Raw genomic sequence first — 23,251 nt, 5'->3', positions numbered from 1 at the left:
GGTTTTTAAAAAAATAAGAACTTCTTCATATTGAAGAAGTTCTCCCTGTTTATCTTGATCGTTTTGGACGACTCTGCTTTCCAGTTTTGCGACCGCTGTTTTTTCCAAAGCTGCTTTGACGATCATTTCTGCTCCCGCGGCTGCTTCTGCCGCCTTTATCTTCTTTTTTCCGCCCTCTTTTTGGGGAGTCTGTTCCTTTACCTCTTTTCCCTCTTGGAGGAGAAGAGGCCTGACTTTCACGCTTTCCTTCTCTCTTCGGTTCTTTTTTCGTTTGCTTTCGTTCCCCTTGAGGCGCTCTCTTTTGTTGAGAACGAAGTGGCTCATCATCTACTGTTTTACGTTTAAGCTTAAAGCGAATTTCCTTTTCAATAAGCGTCATTGTTCTTTCGTCTTTCTCAGCCACAAAAGTAATCGCTAGCCCTTTTCCGCCCGCTCTTCCTGTTCGACCAATTCGGTGAATGTAGCTTTCTGCATCTTCTGGAATATCGTAGTTAAAAACGTGTGTTACTCCTTCTACATCAAGACCGCGAGCTGCTACATCTGTTGCGACAAGAAGCTGTATTTCTGCATTTCGAAAGCTCTTCATTACTTTTTCACGCTTTGCTTGCGTAATATCTCCGTGAAGCTCTTCTGATTTGTAGCCGTTACGTTTTAAAGCATCATTTAAGACGCCAGCCCGGCGTTTTGTACGACAGAAAATAACGGCTAAAAAAGGTCTATGTGTTTTTAACGTTTCTAATAAATCATACTGTTTTTTGCGATCTGTTGTTTCAATGATAAACTGTTTAATTTCTTTAACTGTTACTTTTTCAGCTTTAATCGTAATATCAACAGCCTGTTTTAAATGTTTTTTTGATAATTTACGTACTCCATCCGAAATCGTAGCCGAAAACAAAAGTGTTTGACGATTTTTTGGCGTTTGAGCAATAATTTCTTCCACTTCATTTAAAAAGCCAATATGAAGCATTTGATCCGCTTCATCTAAAACAAGCGTTCGAACTTTCTGCAAGCTAATTGTTCCTCGGCGCAAATGATCGAGAAGTCGGCCTGGTGTTGCCACTACAATTCCTACGTTTCCTTGTAGTTTTCTCATTTGGCGTTCAACGTCTTGCCCTCCATAAACAGCAAGCGCCTCTGGTAAACCAAGCTGCTTAGTGAGCTTATTGCTCTCATCTGTAATTTGAAGAGCTAGCTCACGCGTTGGAGCAACGATTAACGCTTGCACACTTTCATCTTCAAGATCTAGTTTCTCTAAAATCGGAAGAAGAAACGCAAGGGTCTTTCCTGTTCCTGTTTGCGCTTTTGCAATAACATCTTGTCCTTTTAAAACCGCAGGAATCGCTTTCGTTTGCACTGGCGTCGGTTTTACGATTCCTCCTGCTTTTAATCTTTCACATACTTCTATACTAATCCCTAGTGATTGAAAGCTCATATTTAGCACTCCTTGCTTTTTACGTTCATAAAACAAAAAATGGCTTCAGCACATGCGAAACCATTTTTCTATGTTTTTTATGAAGAATAGTTACTTTTCGTATTGTACCATGAATGAATAGAAAAGCTAGTTTTTTATGAGAATGAACCCTTTTTAAAGCCTTTTTCTACACATATTGACATCTAACAAAAAAGCTAGCAAAAGGAAGTCCTCTTACTAGCTTTTCACATTAGTAAATCTTTTTAAGTTCTTGTATTTTTTCAGACGGCTTGACAGAAGTATCAAGCATTAACACAAGTCCAACGCCTTGAACATAGTATTCAGACGTGTTAAGGCTGCTTTTTATTTCAATTGCATTTTTAAAAGTGCCTGCTGGAGTTGTAATCGTTTTGTTCATTGAAGTAACCACATATGTAATAGGGTCTTCATCTTCGTAGAAATCATCTGTCCACTTTGTATTTAATTTAAGCGGATATGGGACTGTCGAAGAAATAAAGCCGTCTTGCCATCCAGCAATAAAGCCATCCTTATCTTCGCTATAAGCATAATCGTACGTCTCTCCGTCTGTGTCTCGGCCTGTCCAGTTGTCAATGCCAGAATCTGTACCTGTATACTTTACTGTTTCGCTATAATTATCATCAAACGCATAGCTATAAACGTAAGTTTTGCGTGGATTTGGCTTTAATCCGCCTGTTATAACACGGTTTGCCGCATTTTCTTTGAAAGAAGAATCAAGCGTACGAGCTAGAAAAACGGAAAAATGCTGACGTGAAATAGACTGATATGGCTTAAATGTATTGTTAGAATAACCTGTTGTTACATTATTGTATGCTAATGCATTGATGTATGTGTAAAAGCCATCTGTGCTTGGCACATCGTAAAACTCGCTAACAGTCGTTCCTTTTAGATTATAAGCAAGACTTAAAACTTTAGCCATTTGCCCTCTTGTAAGAGTGTCCCATGGATTAAAATATTTCTTACCTGTTTTTGAATCTTGCTTCCCAGAAATAAAGCCAAGCTGAACAGCTTTAGCTGCTTCCTCATAACCGTAATCGCCTTTTTTCAAATCGGCAAAATTTGGATCTGGAGCTCCGCTTAAATCCTTTATTCCTTTTGCACGCAGAAGCATTTGTACAGCTTGAATTCTCTTGATAGATGCTTCAGGTTGAAAAGTACCATTATTATACCCATTAATAATTCCCTTATCTGCAAGGAAATTAATCTCTTTTTCGTAAAGAGTAACGTCTGTAAATTTGCTGCTAGCATCTGCGTGCTGAAACGGAATAATAACCGTCACTAGAAGACTTAGGGCTAGCAACATGCGCCCAAACTTTTTCAATCTTACTCCCCCTAAAGTGTTACTAAAATATTAAACTTATATTACTAATTTATTACATCATTTCATTAAAAAGTCAACATAATTTTAATGTGGAAGGTATGGTAATTTATTACTATAAAAGTCTAGTACCTTTTCCTCTTCTAAAAGATTTTAAAATACATATTTCACCATTCATTTATTTCATTGTATGGTGAATGAAATAAAAACGAGTACAACCCTCTCTTAGAAAGAGAGGGTTGTACTCGTTTCTCGCTCTTGCTCACTTAAGCTCCCTTCTTTCTTAAGAAGTTAGAGATCAGAATAAGAAGAAGCCCTAAAATAGCAGTAAATTTCACCATTTCGTTGTCTTGTATAATGCTGTAATCAAAAAAATTCATCCATCCAACAAAGCCGATAATAAATAAAAAAAGTCCAATTGCGAACACAAACTTACCTTTAGCTGTTCGTTGCATTTCCTCCTCCCTTCTCCCCCTGTCTCTTTACTAATCTTTACCCGTCTAATAACCATTCAAAAAGTCTTTTAGAGAATCTTGTACAACTAATAAAGCATAAACGTACTATTTATGGTTAAAAACACCAAATTTAAAAAAGTTTTTAAACCTAGCATTTTCTAAGTTTTTTTCTTATTATTTAAAAATACATATTCAAAAAACCTTTACTCTAATAGAGTAAAGGTTTTTGTACACGCTATAATTAAGGCGAAGCCATCTCTTTTTAAGCAGCATTCGATTTTTTAAGTGAAGCCGTATATTCTGCTGCTTTTTGTTTGTCAAAACTTCCTTCCCATCTTGACATCACAATAGAAGCCAAGGCATTACCGACTACGTTTACAGATGTACGAAGCATATCTAAAATACGGTCAATTCCAGCAATGAAAGCCATTCCTTCTAATGGCAATCCCATTGAACCTAGTGTTGTTATTACAACAACAAATGAGGCACCTGCAACGCCTGCCATCCCTTTAGAAGTTAACATAAGGACGAGGAGAAGAGTGATTTGCTCTCCGATAGACAGGTGAATTCCATACATTTGAGCAATAAAGATAGCTGCGATAGCTTGATAAATGGAAGAACCGTCTAAATTGAATGTATAACCTGTTGGAATAACAAATGATGTCACAGCTTTTGGGCAGCCGAACTTCTCCATTTTATGGATCAACTTTGGTAAAACGGCTTCTGAACTTGCTGTTGTAAAGGCTAAGATAAGCTCCTCTTTTAAAATCTTGATGATAACAAAGATATTCACTCCTGCCATCTTAGCAATAATCCCTAAGACAACGAAAACGAAGAAGAACATTGTTAAATAAATAACAAGAATAAGCTTACCTAATGGAATCAGTGAACCAATTCCAAACTTCGCTACGTTTACACCAATTAAAGCAAAAACTCCAAAAGGAGCAAATTTCATAACTAAGTTCGTAATCCAAAACATAGCTTCTAATAAGCCTTCAAAAAAACTTAGCACAGGCTTTCCTTTTTCTCCAACAGCCGCTACGCCTAAGCCTAATAGGACCGAGAAAAAGACAATCGCCAGTAAATCTCCCTCAGCTAAAGATTGTACTATGTTACTTGGTATAATGTGCACAAACTGATCCGCAATGCTTCCCTTTTCTTCTGTATGAGCCGTCTCTTCATAGGAAGATATATTGCTTTTTTCAAGGTCTCCCATTTCAATCCCTGTACCAGGATGAAATAAATTAGCTGCGAGCAACCCTACTAGAAGAGCAATTGTTGTCACAATTTCAAAATAAAGAAGTGTTTTCCCACCTAGTTTACCTAATTTTTTAATATCCCCTACACCAGCAATTGATACAACAAGAGCTGATACAACAATAGGAATAACAATCATTTTAACTAGATTTAGAAAAATGTCCCCAATTGGTTGAAGAATCGCCATCGCCGTTTCACTTCCGTAAAAAATAGCACCTACGGCAATCCCTAAGGCTAGGCCAACAAAAATTTGTGTAGCCAACCCAAACTTTTTCATTTTCTTAACTCCTCCCAAACATTTACCCTTAAATGTTGTCTTTTGATGATCTCTTTTCTAAGCTGTAAAACTTTTAGAGCTCAATTTGAGAACATTTTGATATGAATCTTCATACCCAAATGTGTTTAATTATAAATGGTTTACACTTATTAAACAAGCTTCATTTTCTCTATTTTTTATGTGATAATTAAATATTAAACATATTAAATCCCCTTTAAATTTCGAAAAAGTTGATAAAAGGACTTTTACATGTCTAATAACCAATAGATTAACTAAATAGATTTTTTTCTCCATCACGAGCCCATATTTATTTTCTATAAGTAAACAGGCTAGCTCACCATGAGCTAGCCTGTTTACACTCTACTTACTTTGCATCTTCTAGTTCTTCTTCAACCATTTTCTTTAGATCTTCATATGATTTGCCTTCATAAAGCTTTCCATTTACATAAACAGTTGGAGTAGAGTTAATTTGAAGATCGTTAACAACCTTTAGATCTTCATTAAGTGGCTTTTCTCCTTCTCCATCTTTGAAGGCTTTGACAACTCTATCTACTTCTTCTTGATTTGCAAACTCACTCAAACGCTCTGTTAATTCTTTTTCCGTTAGAAAGTCAATTTTTTCATATTTATAATCAGCAGGCTGATTTTTGTATAAACTTTCATGGAACTTCCAAAACGTTTCGTCACCAAGCTCCTTGTACACTACTTCTGCAAATTGAGCAGCACGCGTTGAATCATTGTTAATGAACGGGAAATTCATAAAGTAAAACTGAACTTTCCCTGTTTGAATAAGCTCTTTATCAATCTGAGGAAAGTAAGTTTCGTTGAATGTCTTACAAACCGGACATTTATAATCCCCAAATTCTACAATTTGAACTGGCGCTGATTCTTCCCCTAGAACAGGTTGATTTTCATAATCAAAAGAAGCTTTCTCATCTCCCATGTTGTTTAGAACAACTAGTCCAACAGCTCCAATAACAAAAACAGCAATAATAATATAAAACCATATGTTTGATGATTTTGTTTTGGATGTGTTTTTATATCCTTGCTTTCTCTTTTTGCCCATGAATTCCCTCCGTCTTTTTCTTTGCTTTTATCCAATCTTCTCATCTATTCTCTTAAACTTACATAAGTTCACAATGTAACTATACGTATTGATGATAAAAGGTGTCAAGCATTACGACCATCATCCTCTCTTTCTATTCATAGAGAAGAAAAAGAAACATATGCTAGAAATAGGAGAAGTTTATTATATGTAAAGAAAGAGAGTGAGGATTATTGATGAATACAATGCTTCTTGAAGGAGAAGGAACAGTGGTTATGGAACCTGATCAAGCTTCATTGATCATTGGAATTGTAACAAATAATAAAAGTCCAGTGAAAGCTCAAGAAGAAAATACTACCCGCTCCCGTAACGTTATTGAAGCTTTAAAAACTTTAGGAATTTTAGAGCAAAACATTAGAACAAGCTCATATTCTATTTATCCTCGCTATGATTATATTGAAGGAGTATCAACTTTAAAAGACTATGAAGTTCAACATCTCCTCCTTGTTACAGTCAAAGATTTGTCTCTTCTTGGCCTTGTCTATGAAACAGCTCTTGAGAACGGAGCAGCAACAACTCATAGTATGCAGCTTAGTCTATCAAATACTGAAGCCGCTTATGAAGAAGCTTTAAGTAATGCGCTTCTCAGCGTTCAGCATAAAGCACGCAGCTTAAGTAAATCTATTGGCGTAAAAGTAAATCCTATTCCATTAAAAATAGTAGAGAGGAGAATAGAAGAAGGAACAGTGTTCACTCCTTTTGCCCAAAAAGCGCTAAGTGCTGAAGGTGGCCCTCCGATTGAAAAAGGAGAACTTACTATTACGGCTTATGTAAAAGCTCTTTTTCATTATGTATATTAAATAAACAATCCCATGAAAATAACATCACTATATTGTTCTTCTCGTATTTTCATTCCTTTTCTTTGTCGTCCTTCTTCACAGAAACCAAATTTCTGATAAAGTCGGATGGCTTTTTCGTTATGGGAAAAAACTTCAAGATCAATTTTTTCAAGCCCTTCTTGTTCCATCCCCCACCTGATAAGATACTGAAGCAAAGAACTCCCAGCACCGCTTCCTCTAGAATCCCTCTTTACGCCCATTCCGAATGTTCCCGTATGACAGAAGCGAACATAAGGAACTCTCGAAAACGATAGAAATCCAATCACCTTTCCACCTTCCTCTGCTACAATTGTTAATCCTCCTTTTTTTCTCGCTCTCCTATCTTTCTTCGATAATCTTCTTCCCTTTCTTCTTCATCATCTTTTGATCGAAGAAAATAGGTCGTGTTCCTTCCAACCTCATTTTTAATCTCAACAATATGTGCTGCATCTTGCTCGTTAGCTTTACGAATACGTATCATATGTTCCTTCCTTTTCTACAATTTTAGTCGTTCTTTTTATGTATTCTTTTTTTAACATTGTATTCCTTCTTGTTTCCTTTTTTATGTTAAGTTTCTTAACACTAATGATTTATCTTCTGAACTTTACTGCTAATATAGAAAATAATCATCGGAAACGTTCGTTTTCACACATTTTTTTAGTTATACTAACTAATTTTTCAAAAGGTTAGATCACTACGTTTATACTTTTTAAAGAAAGAGGTGAGAATGTGAAGGTAAAAGACGTATTAGAGCTTCCTTCTCTAGAAGAAGCGTTCACATTAGCAGGACACTCAGGGCTTCATAGAAACGTTCAACATGTGAACATGATGGACGCTCCTGACATTATTCACTATTTATCAAAAGATGACTTACTTCTCACAACGGCTTATCATTTCAAAGATGATCCTTCAGCGCTTTTATCGTTAATTAAAAAAATGCATGAACAAAACTGTGCAGGTCTTTGTGTAAAAACAAAGCGGTTTTTAAAAGAGCTGCCAGCTGATGTTTTAGCACTCGCAAATAAACTCTCCTTTCCCATTATTGAAATACCTGAAAGGGTTGCCCTTGGGGATGTCGTAAACAATACATTAGGCACCATTTTAAACACGAGAACAAATGAGCTGCAGCAAGCCATTCATGCTCATCAACAGTTCACAAATCATGTTTTAAGCGGACGAAGCATTGATGAGTTGTTACAAAATCTATCTCTTATGATTGGCTATCCTGTTCTGCTTCTTAACCAGCATTTCAAACTTTTAACTCAAACCCATTATGATGAAAAAGCTCCGGAAAGCTCAAAGAAATGGAACACGCAAAACACTTCTTTTTTCCTTAAAAAAACTCCTTATTCATGTTTCTCTATTCGAGATACACATGAAGTTTTTTCCGCTTTCCCAGTTCCAACCCATGAAAAAAGATCCGGCTCTCTACTAGTCAAAGAGAATCTTGCCGAACTTGAGCAAGGAAAGATTTTGATGATTGAACAAGCAGCAAATGTTATTGCTTTTGAGCTGATGAAGGAAAGTGCTTTAAAACAATACGAACGAAGAGCAAAAAATGAGTTTTTTACTAACTTTGTAGATGGAAAATTCACATCAAAAGATGAAATAAGAAGCCGCACAAAAGAATTTGGACTAAACTGTGAACAAAAATATATTCTTATCGCAACAAAACTTGATCGAAATGAAAAAGGCATCAGCTTTACAGCCCACCAAATGGAAACCGATGTTGTATATGAATTTTTAGAGGAAGAGCTTGAATCTATTCCATGGCCTTGTCACTTCTTTCTTAAGGGAACAGTTGGCGTTATTTTTGTAGAAGTAAATGATAGATGGCTTGGTCTTCATGAAACAATAGTTTCAGCCTTACAACATATTCAAAAAGGAGTTTTAGCAAGCTTTCAGAGAACAATTTCTTTCGGGATAAGCAGCATTACTCAAAACTTATTTGAAATAGAAAGTGCTTACGAAGAAGCTATCGATGCCCTTGATACAGGTCATTTCTCTGGAAGCATGCAGTTTATTCAAACATATCAAACAAAAGATGTCACAGAACTTCTAAGAGTCGTTCCTAGACAGGAGCTAAAAAAGTTTTATGATCATACGCTTCACAAACTTTCTTCTCACACCCAAGATGAGGAACAACGCTTATTGCATACACTCTCTGTTTTTCTAGAAACTCACTGTCAAATATCTGAGACAGCCAAACGATTATACGTGCATCGCAATACGGTTATTTATCGTCTTGAAAAATGTGAAGAACTGCTTGGCAAAAGTTTAAAAGATCCTGATACAACGCTAAGATTAAGACTAGCTCTCCGTATCGGAACAATGTTGTAAACTGTAAATATCACATTTTATAACATAAAAAGTTATTCACTTCAGAATTTTCGTAATATTTCTACAATAAATATAAAAAACATTAGTTATTCCAACTAATGACTTAACCTTTTTCCTAACGTAACATGTTATTTAAGTTGACATTTAAAAGTATTTTAAAAGAGGAGAGTTGATTAATGAACACTCGGCAGTCACGAGGAAAAATTTTTTCATTTGGTCTTCAGCACGTTTTAGCAATGTACGCCGGAGCTATCCTTGTTCCCTTACTTGTAGGAAGAGCACTTGGTTTAAACGCGGAAGAATTAGCGTATCTTGTCGCGATTGATTTGTTAACATGCGGCATTGCTACCCTTCTCCAAACATTAAAAAGCAAACATCTTGGAATTGGATTACCTGTTATTCTTGGCAGTTCTTTTGTAGCCTTAACACCAATGATTAGCATCGGTTCTCAATACGGAGTTCCTGCTATATATGGAGCTATTATTGTCACAGGTCTTTTTATCTTTTTCGCTTCTTCTTTTCTAGGAAAACTTGTCCGCTTCTTTCCTCCTGTTGTCACAGGAACGGTTGTTACGATTATTGGGATATCCCTTGTTCCAACGGCAATTAAAAACATGGGAGGCGGAGCAAATAGTTCAGACTTCGGTTCTAGTGAGAACTTGCTGTTAGCTTTTAGTGTTCTTTTTCTTATCATAGCTATGAACCGCTTTTTCTCAGGATTTATGCGCTCCCTTTCCGTTTTAAGTGGCATTATCGTTGGTACTATTTTTGCCGCTTTCTTAGGTAAAGTGAATCTAGATCCTGTAAAAGAAGCTTCATGGTTTCACTTCCCACAAGTTTTTTACTTCGGTTTGCCAACTTTTGAACCTGGAGCTATCTTGACAATGCTGATCGTCGGACTTGTTATTGTAATTGAATCAACAGGAGTGTTCTTTGCTCTTGCAAAGATTTGCGATCGTTCTTTAACAGAACGAGAACTTGCAAATGGCTACAGAGCGGAAGGTTTAGCTATCTTTTTAGGTGGTATTTTTAACGCATTCCCATACAATACGTTCGCTCAAAATGTCGGACTTGTAGAACTATCTGGAATTAAAACACGTAACGTTGTCGTTGCAGCAGGAGGTATTTTAATCTTCCTTGGCTCTATTCCAAAGATCGCCGCATTTGCGACGATTATTCCAAATGCTGTTCTTGGAGGGGCAACCGTTATCATGTTCGGGATGGTGATTTCTTCTGGAATGCGGATGTTAAGTAATGTTGAATTCACAAACAATAACTTACTTATTATAGCGTGCTCTATCTCACTTGGGCTCGGTGTAACTGCTGTTCCTAATCTCTTTGCATCCCTTCCATCTTTTTTAAGCATTCTTGTAAGTGACGGCGTTATTACAGGAAGTCTTGCTGCTATTATCCTGAATTTGTTTTTCAATACTAAAAAGAAAAAAGTAGAAGTTCCTCTTCCTAACTCTTTAAAGGCAGAAGAAGCTTGGGGAAAATAAATATCGCCGGATTCCTTTAGTTTACAGATGATCACGAAGAAATTCAGCGATATCTTTGAGGATTCTCCACTAGTTGCTTCTCGGATTTATCAACTATATAAAATTGCCCGCTATTTCGTTTACATGACCAATAAAGGAGAGATAAAGGTGATGAAAAATAATAACCGGATAATGGCTTATGGAAAAGGAGACGTTTTTGCTTATCGCACGCACTTGGCCCCTTTAAAAGGTGTTAAAGAAATTCCAGAATCAACTTTCACAGGACGCTCTAATATTATATTTGGAGCTAATATTCGCGTCGAAGTTGGAGGCTCTGCTTTTCTTTCTTCTTTTACAGAAGGAGATAATCGGCTCGTTGTAGCAACAGATTCTATGAAGAATTTTATTCAACAGCATCTTGCATCATACAGCGGCACAACAATGGAAGGATTCCTTGATTATGTTGGAAAAGCCTTTCTGCTTAAGTACTCCCAAATAGATAGTGTAAAACTTACCGGCGAACATTTATCATTCCAAGAAGCAAACATGTTTGAGGATGAGGAAATCAAAAAGAGCCCTCTTGTCTTTAATCATTCACGAAACGAAAAAGCAGTTTCTTCCCTTCATCTTATTCGTCATGGTCAAGACATAAATGTTGAAAGTAGAGAAAGCTCAATCTGTGATCTTCAGCTTATTAAAGTAAGCGGCAATTCGTTTGTTGGATTTATTCGTGATGAATATACAACACTTCCAGAAGACGGAAACCGCCCTCTTTTCATCTTTTTAAACATTGGCTGGAACTATGAAAATAGTAAAGATGCGCTAGGAGAAACTCCATCACTTTACGTTGCGTCTGAACAGGTTCATGACATTGCTTCTTCTGTTTTTCACGAACTTGAAACTCCATCGATCCAAAATTTAATTTACCAGATCGGCTGCCGTATACTAGAGCGTTTCCCACAATTACAAAGTGTTAACTTCCAATCTCAGAACCATACATGGGAGACAGTTGTTGAAGAGATTCCAGGTGAGAAAGGAAAAGTATATACAGAACCAAAGCCACCGTTTGGCTTTCAACTATTCTCCGTCACCAAGGAAGATTTAAAAACAAACTCTTCAAAAGAGAAAAAAGCAAATTTAAAGTGAGTATTGACCTACCAACACATATTTTAGTATTTAACAAGTGGAAAACCGACAAGTCTTGTGAAAGTTGAGCTTTATAATAGTAATGGGGAATTATTGAAAACAACTCACACAAACGAAGATGGACAGCTTTCATCTTCTCTTCTAACCGAAAACGAGATGAAGAAAGTTATATGGGGGACACCTTCCTTTTTAAACAAGGTTTCTATACGGTTTTATATCAATGACAGCATACAACACTATCGTAATCTCTTCTCCTTCGGGATACCAAGTTTATGGTGGAAGCTAAAAAAAGTCAGGGACTTTACCCCTGACTTTTTTAATGGAGATTATATTTTTGAAGACGTCTATAAAACGTGCTGCGCGGGACATTGATTAATTTTGCGGCAAGCGTAATGTTTCCATTTGTTTCCTGAAGTGCTGTCTTCATTTTCTCTTTTTGAATTTCTTCTCGAAATGAAAGAGAGGGAAGTTCCTTTTCTTCTCTTTCAGAAGACGAAGAAAGCGAGTCCAATAGAATATTGTCTAAAATGTTTTCTACTCCCTCTCCTTTTGCTTCTTCCACAATTTTAACTCGATGAAGTATATTAAACAGTTCACGTATATTGCCTGGCCAATCATAGTGAGCAAGTTTCTTAAAAAAAAGAGGAGATAAAGTTACATGCCATTTATATCTTTCACAAAAATACTGAACGAGATGTGGGATATCTTCTTTTCGACTTCGTAGTGATGGAACATGGACTGGATAAATATGAAGTCTATAATATAAATCTTCCCGAAACTTTCCTTGCTCAACAAGAGCTTTTAAGTCTTGGTGTGTTGCTGTAATAATTCGAACGTCAATGGGCTTTTCCTCCTCACTTCCAAGAGGAGTAACAATACGTTCTTGCAAAACACGTAAAAGAGCGATTTGCATCATAAAAGGTAAGTCACCAATTTCATCTAAAAATAGCGTCCCGCCGCTCGCTTGCTGAAATTTCCCTTTATATCCTCCTCGCTTTGCTCCTGTAAATGCTCCTTCTTCATATCCAAAAAGCTCACTTTCAAGTAAATTTTTTGGAAGAGCTCCACAGTTTAATGCAATAAAAGGCCCCTTTTTTCGTCCGCTGTTTTCATGAATTGCTTTTGCAACCATTTCTTTCCCTGCCCCTGTTTCACCAGAAAGGTAAACACTTGCCTCTGTTGGTGCAGCACACTTTGCCTCTGTTAGAGTATGTTGAAAAGCTTTACTGACGCTTTTTGCGCCATTAAATATAAAAGGTGCGGAAACAAAAAATGAATCTTCTCTATTTTTATATCTTTTAGGTGTTAAATAGGCAATATATCCAATAGCCGTCAACCGATTTTTCGAGAATACAGGAACTTCAAACTGTACATCATACCCTTCATTTAATAAACTTGCCTTTGACATCTCAGCCCAGTTCCCCATCTTTTCCCTTACGCCTTTGCTTGCTCCTACGACGTTTCCGTTATTTGTGCAAACAATAAGCGGACGCTCGCTTTCCATCCATTCCATTGTGTTGTGTAAAAGCGCTATCTCTTCTTCCCTTTTTAGGTGTATTTGTGCTTTTTCAATCATATAGGCTGCTGAAGTAGCAGTTACAATCATAGACTGATGAGCATACTCAGCAGGACACGAAATATTAAAAACACCAAGAACTTCTCCCGCTCCTCCTCTTATAACAGCTGAAGAGCAGCTCCATTCATGGGAAGCTTTTGCATAGTGTTCAGCTCCTGTCACCATCATTGCTTCCTTATTTTGAAGAGCTGTGCCAATTGCATTTGTCCCGACTTCTTTCTCTGTCCAGCATGACCCTTCAGTAAAATTAATTTCCCTTGCTTTTTCTAAAACGTGCTGAGCTCCATTCATTGATAAAATATAGCCTTGTGCATCGATTAACAGCGAAACCATACTTGTTTCCTGAATAAACTTTTCTATTTTATTCATATATGGTAGGGCTGCATGAATTAAAAAAGAATTTTTGCGTCGTTGTTTTTCTAACTGTTCTTGATTTAAGACGTGCTGTCCAACTTTTAAATTCGGATTTACTTCTTCACTTCTACACCGATACCAAGACTCTATAATTCTTTTATTTAGACGACTTTCTTCTAGTATGCCTTCTTTTATAAAACGCTCCCACATATTTAAAGAAAAACTTCCCTCTATCATTAAATCCTCTCCTATAATCGTTGTTTTACATAAGAAAGGTGCCTGCTCTAGAAAGTTGATTTCATCCTTTAATCATGTATTATTCTTTTATTATAGAAGTTTTGGAAAGCGTTTTCAATATAGTCTATATTATAAGAAAATGGACTGCTGTTAACAGCAGTCCATTCTATCCTTTTTTAAGCATGTACAGCACTTCCTGTCGTGTTCAAGAGCGCTTCATGAATAGCTTCTGAAAGTGTTGGATGAGCAGCAATAAAATCTTCCATTACATCTATTGTTAGTTCACTATGAATCATTACTGTTCCTTGCCCAATGAGCTCTGTTGCTTTTGGCCCAATAATAGAAAGGCCAATAATCTCATTGAACTCTTCTTCTATCATTACTTTTACTTTTCCAAATGGCTCACCTGTAATAAGGGCTTTTCCGTTTCCCCCAAATGAAAACTCTCCAACTTTTACTCTATCATATACTTCTCTTGCTTCTCTTTCTGTAAATCCGACACTTGCTACCTCTGGAAATGTATAGACACACCGAGGCACTGCCCGATAATTCACTTTAGTCTTCTCTCCACATGCATGGAGTGCTGCAACTGCTCCTTCATGGAAAGCAACGTGTGCTAGCTGAATACCTCCTATAATATCTCCACATGCATAAATGTTTGGGACACTTGTTTGCATGTGTTCATTTACAATAACTCCTTCATCCGTAAATACTACTCCGGCTCTCTCTAGGCAAAGATCACTTGTTTTTGGCTTTCTTCCGACAGAAACAAGTACATAATCACCTTGTCTTTCTTCATATCTTCCCTCACTTGTTATAAAACTGACTTTTTTAGCTTTTTTCTCTACACTTTCTAAGCGAGTATTTGTATAAATTTCTACTCCATCTTCTGCAAGCTTTTCATGTAAAAGAGCTGAAATATCTTTATCTTCATGTGGAAGAAGGGTTGGACTCCCTTCAATAATGGTTACTTTTGTTCCAAGACGGCTATAAATACTAGCAAACTCACATCCAATAACCCCTCCTCCAACGATAATTAGAGAAGATGGAAGTATTGAAAGCGACATTGCTTGCCCGCTATGGATTATCCAATCTCCATCAAATGGAGCAAACGGTAAAGACACAGGAGCAGATCCTGCAGCAATAATAAACTCGGTTCCTTCTATTTCGTCAACACTGTTCTCTTTTTGCACTCTTACTCGATTATGACTGATGAAAGAAGCTCTTCCATTCATAACGTTAATTTTATTTTTCTTCATTAAATATTTAATCCCTTGCATAAGCTGATGAACAACACCATGCTTATAAGCCTGCACCCCACTCCAATTAACAGTGGCTTCATTTGAAATTTCTATACCAAAGCGTCCTGCTTTCTTTACTTTTTCATATGTTAAAGCACTCTCGAGTAAGGATTTTGTTGGCATACATCCTTCATTTAAGCACGTACCTCCAAGATCCTTTTCTTCAACTAATATCACCTTTTTTCCGAGTGAGGAAGCTTTAATTGCTGCAACATAGCCAGCAGGGCCTCCTCCAATTACAACTAATGTTGACATGTTTTTTCCTCCTATAAAAGGATTGCAATTGGGTCTTCTAAATACCCCTTAATGGTTTGTAAAAACTCCGCAGCGGGTGCTCCATCTACAACACGATGATCAAATGTTAAACTAAGTGGTAGCATGCTGCACTTTTGAAGTTCTGCTCCTTTATACATTGGAACTTGCTCAACTGCCCCAACCCCAAGAATTCCTGTTTCTGGTGGGTTTAAAATAGGAGTAAAGAATTCTACTCCGTATGCACTAAGGTTTGTCACTGTAAAGGTCGACCCTGTCATTTCAATTCCATCCATCTCTCCTTGTCGAACTGAAGAAGAGAGTTTTCTAATCGTTGTCGCTGTTTCCACTAGGGAAAGCTTTTCGGCATTTCTTACAACAGGAACAAGTAAGCCATCTTTAATAGCAACAGCAATTCCAACGTGTACACCTTCATGATAAATAATGCCTTCCTCATCGTAGCTGCTGTTCATTTCTCTATGTTTTTCTAACGATAAAACAGTAGCTCGCACAATAAAGTTATTCAGAGAAAGCTTTTCTTCTCCTCTTTTTTCAAAGGATTGTTTTACTTCCTCTCTTAGTTTAACAAGATTTGTAACATCTGCTTTCATCGTAATTGTAAGCTGGGCACTGTTTAATAAACTGCTTTTCATACGTTCAGCAATTACTTTTCTCATTCCTGCTAAAGGTATTTTTGTTCGTTCTTCTCTCCCTTCTTCTCTGCTCTCTTCCTCTTTTTCACCTTGCTTTTTCAATTCTTTTTCAACATCAACTTTTGTAATGCGACCTCCTGGACCGCTTCCTTGTATAGTGTCAATGTCAAGTCCAGAAGCTAATGCTATCTTTTTAGCAACAGGTGAAATTTTAAGACGATTCTTTTTTATAGGACGTTCTTCTATAGCAACTGTTGCTGCCACTTCCTCTTTTGAAGAAGATAAAGAAAGACACTTCGTTTCTTTATCTTTTTTAGGGGCAATTTGTTCATTCAGTTCTCCAATGTAGCAAATAACAGTACCTGGAGGAACCCCTTCCTCTTCTTCAACTTTAATATCTAATAAGACTCCGTCACTTGGCGCTTCCACTTCCATCTCAATTTTCTCGGAGTTAATGCTCGCAACAGGCTCTCCTTTTGTCACTTTATCCCCTACTTTTTTATTCCAAGAGGATATTATTCCTTCTTTCATCGCCATTCCGAGCTTTGGCATGACAACTTCAACTGCCATTTTCTTTTCCCCCTTTTTTCTTATACATTTAGAAGAGACTTGTCTCCAATCAGTTCTGATACAACTTTAATAATTTTCTCTGGCGTTGGTAAGTATTCATCTTCTAGAGGTGGCGAAAATGGAACAGGTGTGTGTGGTCCTGTAATCCGCTTAATTGGTGCATCTAACATATCAAAAGCTTCATCTGCTACAAGTGCTGCAATGTCTGTTGCAATGCTGCATCGTGGGCTTGCTTCATCAACAACAATAAGGCGGTTTGTTTTTTCAACAGAAGAAAGAATTGTTGTAGAATCAAGTGGTGAGAGGCTACGTGGATCAACGACTTCTGCTTCAATGCCGCGTTTTGAAAGCTGCGCTGCCGCTGTTAGTGCTGTGCCAACTTGCTTTCCAATTGCAACAATTGTTAAATCGCTTCCTTCTCGCTTAATGTCTGCTTTGCCAAGTGGAATTGTGTAATATCCTTCAGGAACTTCTCCTTTTGCGTTATACAAAATTTTATCTTCAAAGAAAATAACAGGATCATCATCTTCAATTGCTGACAACAACAATCCTTTTGCATCATATGGAGAAGAAGGAACAACAACTTTAATTCCTGGAATGCTTGTAAATAAAGCATATAAGCTTTGAGAATGCTGCGCTGCTGCTCGAAATCCTGCTCCATGTGTTGTGCGAATTGTAACAGGGACTTTTGCTTTTCCCCCAAACATGTAGCGAAACTTCGCCCCCTGATTTAACACTTGATCAAGACAACATCCGATAAAATCGTTAAACATAAGCTCTGCAACAGGCCTAAGTCCAGTCGCAGCTGCCCCCATTGCTGCTCCAACATATCCCGCTTCTGAAATCGGGGTATCTAACACTCGATCTCTCCCAAACTCTTGAACAAGTCCTTTTGTAACCCCAAGCACGCCTCCCCATGCCTCATCATCTTGAAGATGGTCAACTCCTCCACCTCCTGCAATATCCTCTCCAAGCATGATAACGTCTCTATCCTTCCTCATTGCAAGCTGAAGTGCTTCATTAATCGCTTTTGACATTGTTAGTTGTCTGCTCATTTTTCTCTCCTCCTTTTAATATGAAACATATACGTCTTTAAACAATTCATTTTTATCTGGATACTCACTGTTTTCAGCAAGTTCAACTGCTCTTGAGACGGCTTCTTCTACTCTTTCATCAATGTTATTAAGCTCTTGTTCTTTAACAATTTCTTCTGAAGTAAGATAGTTTTTAAACAAAGCAATTGCATCACGTTCTTGTAAATGCTCTTCTCGATCTTCTTTTTTCTTATAGGTTTGAGCATCCCCTTCAAAATGACCATAATTTCTATATGTCACACATTCAATGAGAGTTGGGCCTTCTCCGTTACGGGCTCTTTGAACTGCTTCTTCTGCTGCTTTATAAACAGCTAAAATGTCTTTTCCATCAACTCGTATACCTGGGATGTTGTATGATGTTGCTCTTTCTGCAATTGTCGAGCAGCTTGAAGCAGATTCAAAAGGGGTTGCTTCCCCATACCCGTTGTTTTCAGCAACGAAGATAACAGGTAATTTCCACACAGCTGCTAAATTGATTCCTTCATGAAATGTTCCTTCATTATTAGCTCCATCCCCAAAAAAGCAAACGCTTACATCTTTTGTCTTTTTATATTTTGCTGTTAATGCAGACCCACACGCAAGCGGGAATCCTCCCCCAACAATTCCGTTTGCTCCAAGCATCCCTTTATCTAAATCTGCAATATGCATTGATCCTCCTTTTCCTTTACAAAGACCCGAAATTTTCCCGAAAAGCTCGGCCATCATCCCGTCAAGATCGCATCCTTTTGCAATGCAATGTCCATGCCCTCTATGTGTGCTTGTAATGCTGTCCTTATCTGTTAAATGAGCGCACATTCCAACTGCAATAGCTTCTTCCCCTGCATATAAATGAACAAATCCAGGTAGAACGCCTCGTGCGAAGATTTCATGAACTTTATCTTCAAACTTGCGAATTTCAACCATCTTCTGATACATCCATGTTGCTTTTTCCCAAGAAAGGTGTTTTTGATTTTGCTCCGTCATTTTCATTGTACAGCCTCCTTTTTAATATCTCTCTATACATAGATGCAAGAAGCATGCCAAAAAAAGAATGTTGTTTTATAAGCTTTCTGTCTCACTTTCCTTCTAACAAAATGAGACAAAATGACACGTTTGTGTCACTTTGTCTCATTTTGTTTCAAAAAAAACATCCTTTAAGCACTAAGACTTAAAGGATGTTTTTTAGCGTTTATCAACAACCGCAATCGTACATCTTGAGATTGAAATCAGTTTTTCTTCTTCATCAACAATCCGAATCTCATATACCATGCTTGTCCGGCCTTGGTGAATAACAGATGCTATTCCTGTTACAAAGCCACTTTGTTTAGAGCGAATATGGTTTGCATTAATTTCTTGTCCAAAAACCGCTTTTTCCTTAAGGTCAACTAAACTTGCGGCCCCAAGACTTGCAACTGTTTCAGCAAGAGCTACAGAAGCTCCACCATGTAGAAAACCGAACGGTTGATGTGTTCTTTCGTCAACAGGCATCTTTGCTATACATGTCCCGTTTTCTTTTACTTCTAAAATTTCTATCCCTAGACTTTCCATAAGAGTGTTTTTCATGTTAAAATGTGCTTCCATTATAACTGCCTCCAAAAAATAAAAATATGTACACCTTAGGATAACAGTTTTTATCTCTTCTTCCAAAGAATAAGATAAAAGTATACAAAAAAGCTTAGATTTAGAATAATCCAAGCTTTTTTCACGATTAAAATTTATAGTTTAAGGAAAAAGCAACTTTCACACTTGCTGTTCCTGTTCCACCTGCACCTGCAATTGCAATGGACTCGATATTGTTTAATGTGATAGATTGTGCTTCGCCTGGTCCCCCTGTAAAATCAGTAACAGCTGTTCCTTTAACTTCCAAACTCGCTGTTGCTGAAACCCCTATTGTCCCATTGTTTTCAACTACAATTGTTCCATTAATTGCAAACGTGCTTGTATCAGTCCAAACTGGAATAGGCGTTCCAACGGTTGTAACTGACGATTTTCTTCTAGGCATCCCAAATGTCCCATTTATACTTCGATTTTCATCTTTTAGGACTTCTATTGTCATATCAAAACTAATTATTAAATTAACAATAAAACAAACTTCTTTCTCGTTGCTCTGTAAAAATTCTTCATAACAATGAACATTTTCAATAGCAGTGTTTACAATGGTATGAATTGGAGCATATAGAAGATACGTTTCTTCATGTGAAAAAGCAAAAGGACCTATAATACAATCTTCAAATTCAAGACATACGTATCCTTCTTGTACGAACTGAATTTCTTGAAGAAGGATAGTTTCCCTATTTGGTAAAACAATTCTTCTCCTTTTTTGTTCTGAAGAATCCCTTTTTTCTCTACACGTTATTTTTTCTTGTTCTGAAGACAATGGATACCCTTTTTCATCACTAAAGAAGAAGCGTGCATTTTCCAAAGCTGAAATATCAAACTGTTCCTCTGATACAAATGATAGTTTCCGATGCACGGCAATGTGGAACGTCCCTTTCACCCCGTGTTTCCCTTCATTTGTAACAGCTAAAGAATGAAGCTTTGCAACTGTTATGCTTCTTGATTGTCCTCTTAAAACAGAGAAAACAAACTCATGATTAACAAAAACGCTCATCGCTTCTCCATATTGAGAATTATTGCATATCCAAATCGTGCCCGTCGTAGGAACAGAGGAATGATGTTCTCAAAGTATAGCTGGATACTCAGCGGGATTTGCGATTCGGAAGTGACGGCATATTTTTTCATGCTGTATTTTTTGCTTTTTCTTCTTAAAAACAGGCCGCTCGAATTGGATTGTAGAGGATCGAGTCATCCAGTCAAAAACCTTCGCAACTCTTATACAATGGGATTTAGGGTGATCAGCTTGAATAGTAGACATGCAATCCCCCCTGTTCTATACAACTAATTTATGAATTTTTTTCCATATTGGTTAGCCTTTTTGTTGTTATTTTTTAAAAGAAAGCGCTTATTTAAAGTAAAGAAGTGTTTAATCCCCGTTATTAGAAAAAGTAAGGAATTAAAAAAGAACCTCTTATTTAAATAAAATAAGAGATTCTTCTTTATTCTTGGCGTTCTTTCTTACTAACTAATGTCTTGCGATCTGCTGTTCCAGGAGGCTGCTCTAGCCAGTTGTGTTTAATCATAATATCAGCTCCCTTTTTAGCAAATTGACCAATTTCTAATGATAGCCGTTCATAATTTAAAACAAGATCACTGCGCTGACTAGCAGCTGCCCCAGTGGCATAGTTTCCTGTTCCTGCTGCACTCAAAAGCGACATTTGAAACATTAACAATTTATCTGAAAATGTTGGGGTTGTAGAGTTGCTTACCCCCATATCAGGTAACCTTGGAGTAGGAATATCATTATTAAGCAGCATATCTGCAAATACTTTAATATGCTTGTTTGAGATTTCTTTTCCACGCTGCATGTACTGTTGGATTTCTTTTGAGGGGGAAGTTTGTCCAAAACTTAGGCAAAGTTGAACACCAATCACATTTGTGACAATATTCATGAACAAGTGAGAAATCTCAACTGCATTCAATGGCCGTTTAGAGTTAAATGGATTTAAACCACTTAAATATTTTTTGCTATTTATATAGCTGCTTTCTTTAGGAACTTGGATATACGGATGGCGGTTAAATACCCCTTTTGAAAGAGCAATATCTGTTGTCATATTATAAAGCTCACTCGTTTGTGTTAAAGCCGTTGTGAAATAGTGACGAATATCTCCTCTTGAACTCATTGAAATAGTGCCACTATATGTTATCATACCTACTCTAGCCATAAAGTTAACATAATTTAAACAAAAAACATCTGTATAAAGCCATGGAGCTTCTTCATTAATATCTTGAGATGTGAAACCGTTTGGAATAGCATAATTTTCTTCATTAAATATTTCAACTAGCTGTTTTAAATGCTGTGAAGAAATATCGTAAGCATGCCTAATAGCAGGTTTTATGTCATCATCTTCAATATATTTCAGCATGTGACCTAAAATACATTTTGACATACTATCATTCATATAAGCCGTCCAAAGACAAGCAATCTCAGCCGATGTTAAATAAACCTTCTTTCCTTCCATTGTAGTAACCCCCTAAAATTAAGCTTATTGTAGTTAGTGTTTACAAACAATGAACGAAATACATATGAAATATATAAATAATTATAAATCAACTGAGAGACTAGAGATAGATATTAATTGTTGTTCCCATTCCAACTATACTCTTCATTTCAATCTCCCCATCATGTGCTTTAATAACGTCTTTCGCAATAGCCATACCAAGACCAGAGCCTTTATGAAGCTCCCCTGTATTTGTTCCTCGATAATAACGATCAAAAATTTTATCCACATCTTCTTTCTTAATTCCTTTTCCATTATCTTCTATAACAATATGTGGTCGTGCTTTCTTTTCAATTCGAACCGTTATTCTTACATTCTCATCATTGTGTACAATTGCATTGTATATTAAATTGTGCAATGCCCGGCGAATTAAAATCTCATCTACCTCTACTTCTACTTTTTCCTGCTCTACTTCAAATTCAATATGACGGTTAGCATATCTTGCATCATTCAAAATATCGATGACAATGTTGCGAAGCACTGTAACAATATTGACTTCCTTTTTATTTAACATAAGTTCTTTATTTTTTAGTCTTGTTGTTAAATTTAAGTCTTCCATTACTTCTTTCATATATAGTGCTTTTTTTTCAATAATGTCGGCATATTCTCGCATCTCATCTAATGAAAAATGATATTCTTTATTTTTCATCATCTCAGCATATCCTTGAATGGAAGCAAGCGGCGTTTTGATATCATGAGAAATGTTCGCAAGCCATTCTTCTCTCATATGATCTAACTTCTTGCGCTCCTTTTCATTTGAGGTTAGCTCAGTTGACAAGTAGTTCACATTATAAAAAACGTCTTTATAAATGCCTTTCGGTTGATAATTTACGCTATAATCTTTGTTTGCAAGTCTTTTAATTCCATCAATTAAGCTATTTAATGGAGATGTTAGTTTTTTGCTAAATAAATAGCCAATGAAAAAAGCAATCAAGCTATCGATAAGTAAAAAAGTAAGTATTCCTACTTTAAAATTGTGAAGAATGCTTTCGATATCAAATGTAAAAACATATTTATCGATATTCGGATCGCTAAAACCAACGAAATAGCTGTATTCCCGATTATTCACCGTTTTTCCGCTTGCAAAAACGGTCGCTAATATATCTTCTTCTTTATATTTATATCTATTGATGGTTTCTAACGGCGTATATTTTTTCTTCACAGCTTTTGGAAGCTTGTAGCCGTAAACTTCCCTTCCGTTTTCATCAACAATTTGAATCCACGCGTTTTTTTGGTCAAGCTTTTCTTTTCCTTTTTTAGTAACATCAATAGTTCCATTTGCTACAGTAATATAACGATCAAAATTTCTTGTAAACCGCTCAGCTGATATTTCTCCACTGTGAAATACTGACTTTCCTGTATTAATTTCTATGAGGAACAATCCAATGAGCGTCACAATATTAATGATCACAACTAAAATAACAACAAGTACAATTGATAATAAATAACGACCTGTTAACTTCCATTTCATCT

General features: G+C 36.7%; 19 protein-coding genes and 2 pseudogenes. 4 read left to right on the top strand and 17 right to left on the bottom strand.

The window, feature by feature from the left end:
* Window positions 1-49: 49 nt before the first annotated feature.
* From B9N79_RS08375 to B9N79_RS08355, 5 genes are all read right to left on the bottom strand, one after another.
* Window positions 50-1,432 (bottom strand): DEAD/DEAH box helicase, encoded by a 1,383-nt coding sequence (locus tag B9N79_RS08375; RefSeq protein WP_046217129.1) that lies wholly within the window; start codon window positions 1,430-1,432, stop codon window positions 50-52.
* 229 nt (window positions 1,433-1,661) lie between these two features.
* Entirely contained in the window at window positions 1,662-2,771 is a 1,110-nt protein-coding gene (locus B9N79_RS08370; protein ID WP_048896767.1) for an S-layer homology domain-containing protein, read from the bottom strand.
* Window positions 2,772-3,034: 263 nt separating this feature from the next.
* Window positions 3,035-3,223, bottom strand: coding sequence for a hypothetical protein (locus B9N79_RS08365; RefSeq protein WP_046217128.1), 189 nt, complete (start codon window positions 3,221-3,223; stop codon window positions 3,035-3,037).
* Between the two features lie 262 nt (window positions 3,224-3,485).
* Entirely contained in the window at window positions 3,486-4,757 is a 1,272-nt protein-coding gene (locus tag B9N79_RS08360) for a cation:dicarboxylate symporter family transporter (protein WP_019395456.1), read from the bottom strand.
* A gap of 364 nt (window positions 4,758-5,121) precedes the next feature.
* A complete protein-coding gene (locus tag B9N79_RS08355) occupies window positions 5,122-5,823 on the bottom strand; it encodes a DsbA family protein (protein ID WP_046217127.1) in 702 nt (233 codons plus the stop codon).
* A 215-nt stretch (window positions 5,824-6,038) separates the two neighbouring features.
* Between B9N79_RS08355 and B9N79_RS08350 the strand changes: the two genes are divergently transcribed.
* Window positions 6,039-6,662 (top strand): SIMPL domain-containing protein, encoded by a 624-nt coding sequence (locus B9N79_RS08350; RefSeq protein WP_046217126.1) that lies wholly within the window; start codon window positions 6,039-6,041, stop codon window positions 6,660-6,662.
* On the opposite strand, the gene B9N79_RS08345 is transcribed toward B9N79_RS08350, so the two are convergent.
* On the bottom strand, window positions 6,659-6,967 hold the full coding sequence (locus B9N79_RS08345) for a GNAT family N-acetyltransferase (protein WP_048896766.1): 309 nt from the start codon (window positions 6,965-6,967) through the stop codon (window positions 6,659-6,661). The two genes, B9N79_RS08350 and B9N79_RS08345, sit on opposite strands and share 4 nt — an antisense overlap.
* 26 nt (window positions 6,968-6,993) lie before the next feature.
* Window positions 6,994-7,161, bottom strand: coding sequence for a hypothetical protein (locus B9N79_RS26045; RefSeq protein WP_158512809.1), 168 nt, complete (start codon window positions 7,159-7,161; stop codon window positions 6,994-6,996).
* A 248-nt stretch (window positions 7,162-7,409) separates the two neighbouring features.
* Between B9N79_RS26045 and B9N79_RS08340 the strand changes: the two genes are divergently transcribed.
* The 3 genes and pseudogenes from B9N79_RS08340 to pucL form a co-directional block, all read left to right on the top strand.
* A complete protein-coding gene (locus B9N79_RS08340; RefSeq protein ID WP_046217125.1) occupies window positions 7,410-9,020 on the top strand; it encodes a PucR family transcriptional regulator in 1,611 nt (536 codons plus the stop codon).
* Between the two features lie 176 nt (window positions 9,021-9,196).
* Window positions 9,197-10,519, top strand: a complete 1,323-nt coding sequence (locus B9N79_RS08335; protein WP_046217124.1) for a nucleobase:cation symporter-2 family protein — start codon at window positions 9,197-9,199, stop codon at window positions 10,517-10,519.
* 84 nt (window positions 10,520-10,603) lie between these two features.
* Window positions 10,604-11,644: pseudogene (pucL, locus tag B9N79_RS08330) on the top strand (factor-independent urate hydroxylase); the annotation flags it as partial.
* Between the two features lie 316 nt (window positions 11,645-11,960).
* Here the strand turns inward: pucL and B9N79_RS08325 are convergent.
* The 10 genes and pseudogenes from B9N79_RS08325 to B9N79_RS08280 all read right to left on the bottom strand — a co-directional run bounded on the left by B9N79_RS08325 (window position 11,961) and on the right by B9N79_RS08280 (window position 23,249).
* Window positions 11,961-13,811, bottom strand: a complete 1,851-nt coding sequence (locus B9N79_RS08325) for a sigma-54-dependent Fis family transcriptional regulator (RefSeq protein WP_046217123.1) — start codon at window positions 13,809-13,811, stop codon at window positions 11,961-11,963.
* 176 nt (window positions 13,812-13,987) lie between these two features.
* A complete protein-coding gene (gene lpdA / locus B9N79_RS08320) occupies window positions 13,988-15,367 on the bottom strand; it encodes a dihydrolipoyl dehydrogenase (protein WP_048896765.1) in 1,380 nt (459 codons plus the stop codon).
* Between the two features lie 11 nt (window positions 15,368-15,378).
* The gene (locus B9N79_RS08315) at window positions 15,379-16,587 is read right to left on the bottom strand and encodes a dihydrolipoamide acetyltransferase family protein (protein WP_046217122.1); all 1,209 of its coding nucleotides are present in this window, start codon (window positions 16,585-16,587) and stop codon (window positions 15,379-15,381) included.
* A gap of 20 nt (window positions 16,588-16,607) precedes the next feature.
* Window positions 16,608-17,642: an alpha-ketoacid dehydrogenase subunit beta gene (locus B9N79_RS08310; RefSeq protein WP_019395446.1), complete on the bottom strand. Its 1,035-nt coding sequence runs from the start codon at window positions 17,640-17,642 to the stop codon at window positions 16,608-16,610.
* Between the two features lie 15 nt (window positions 17,643-17,657).
* Complete coding sequence (locus B9N79_RS08305) at window positions 17,658-18,650, bottom strand: thiamine pyrophosphate-dependent dehydrogenase E1 component subunit alpha (protein WP_046217121.1); 993 nt, start codon at window positions 18,648-18,650, stop codon at window positions 17,658-17,660.
* A gap of 192 nt (window positions 18,651-18,842) precedes the next feature.
* Entirely contained in the window at window positions 18,843-19,223 is a 381-nt protein-coding gene (locus tag B9N79_RS08300) for a hotdog fold thioesterase (protein ID WP_040058425.1), read from the bottom strand.
* A 145-nt stretch (window positions 19,224-19,368) separates the two neighbouring features.
* Complete coding sequence (locus B9N79_RS26480; protein ID WP_338090229.1) at window positions 19,369-20,133, bottom strand: S-Ena type endospore appendage; 765 nt, start codon at window positions 20,131-20,133, stop codon at window positions 19,369-19,371.
* Window positions 20,134-20,319 (bottom strand): annotated as a pseudogene (locus B9N79_RS26860) (S-Ena type endospore appendage); the annotation flags it as partial.
* A 397-nt stretch (window positions 20,320-20,716) separates the two neighbouring features.
* On the bottom strand, window positions 20,717-21,739 hold the full coding sequence (locus B9N79_RS08285; protein ID WP_048896764.1) for a DUF3231 family protein: 1,023 nt from the start codon (window positions 21,737-21,739) through the stop codon (window positions 20,717-20,719).
* A gap of 100 nt (window positions 21,740-21,839) precedes the next feature.
* On the bottom strand, window positions 21,840-23,249 hold the full coding sequence (locus tag B9N79_RS08280; protein ID WP_046217119.1) for a sensor histidine kinase: 1,410 nt from the start codon (window positions 23,247-23,249) through the stop codon (window positions 21,840-21,842).
* Window positions 23,250-23,251: the final 2 nt, after the last annotated feature.

This window comes from Priestia filamentosa, from assembly GCF_900177535.1.
GTDB classification, from domain to species: Bacteria; Bacillota; Bacilli; order Bacillales; family Bacillaceae_H; genus Bacillus_I; species Bacillus_I filamentosa.
This window is presented reverse-complemented; position numbering and strand designations above follow the sequence as displayed.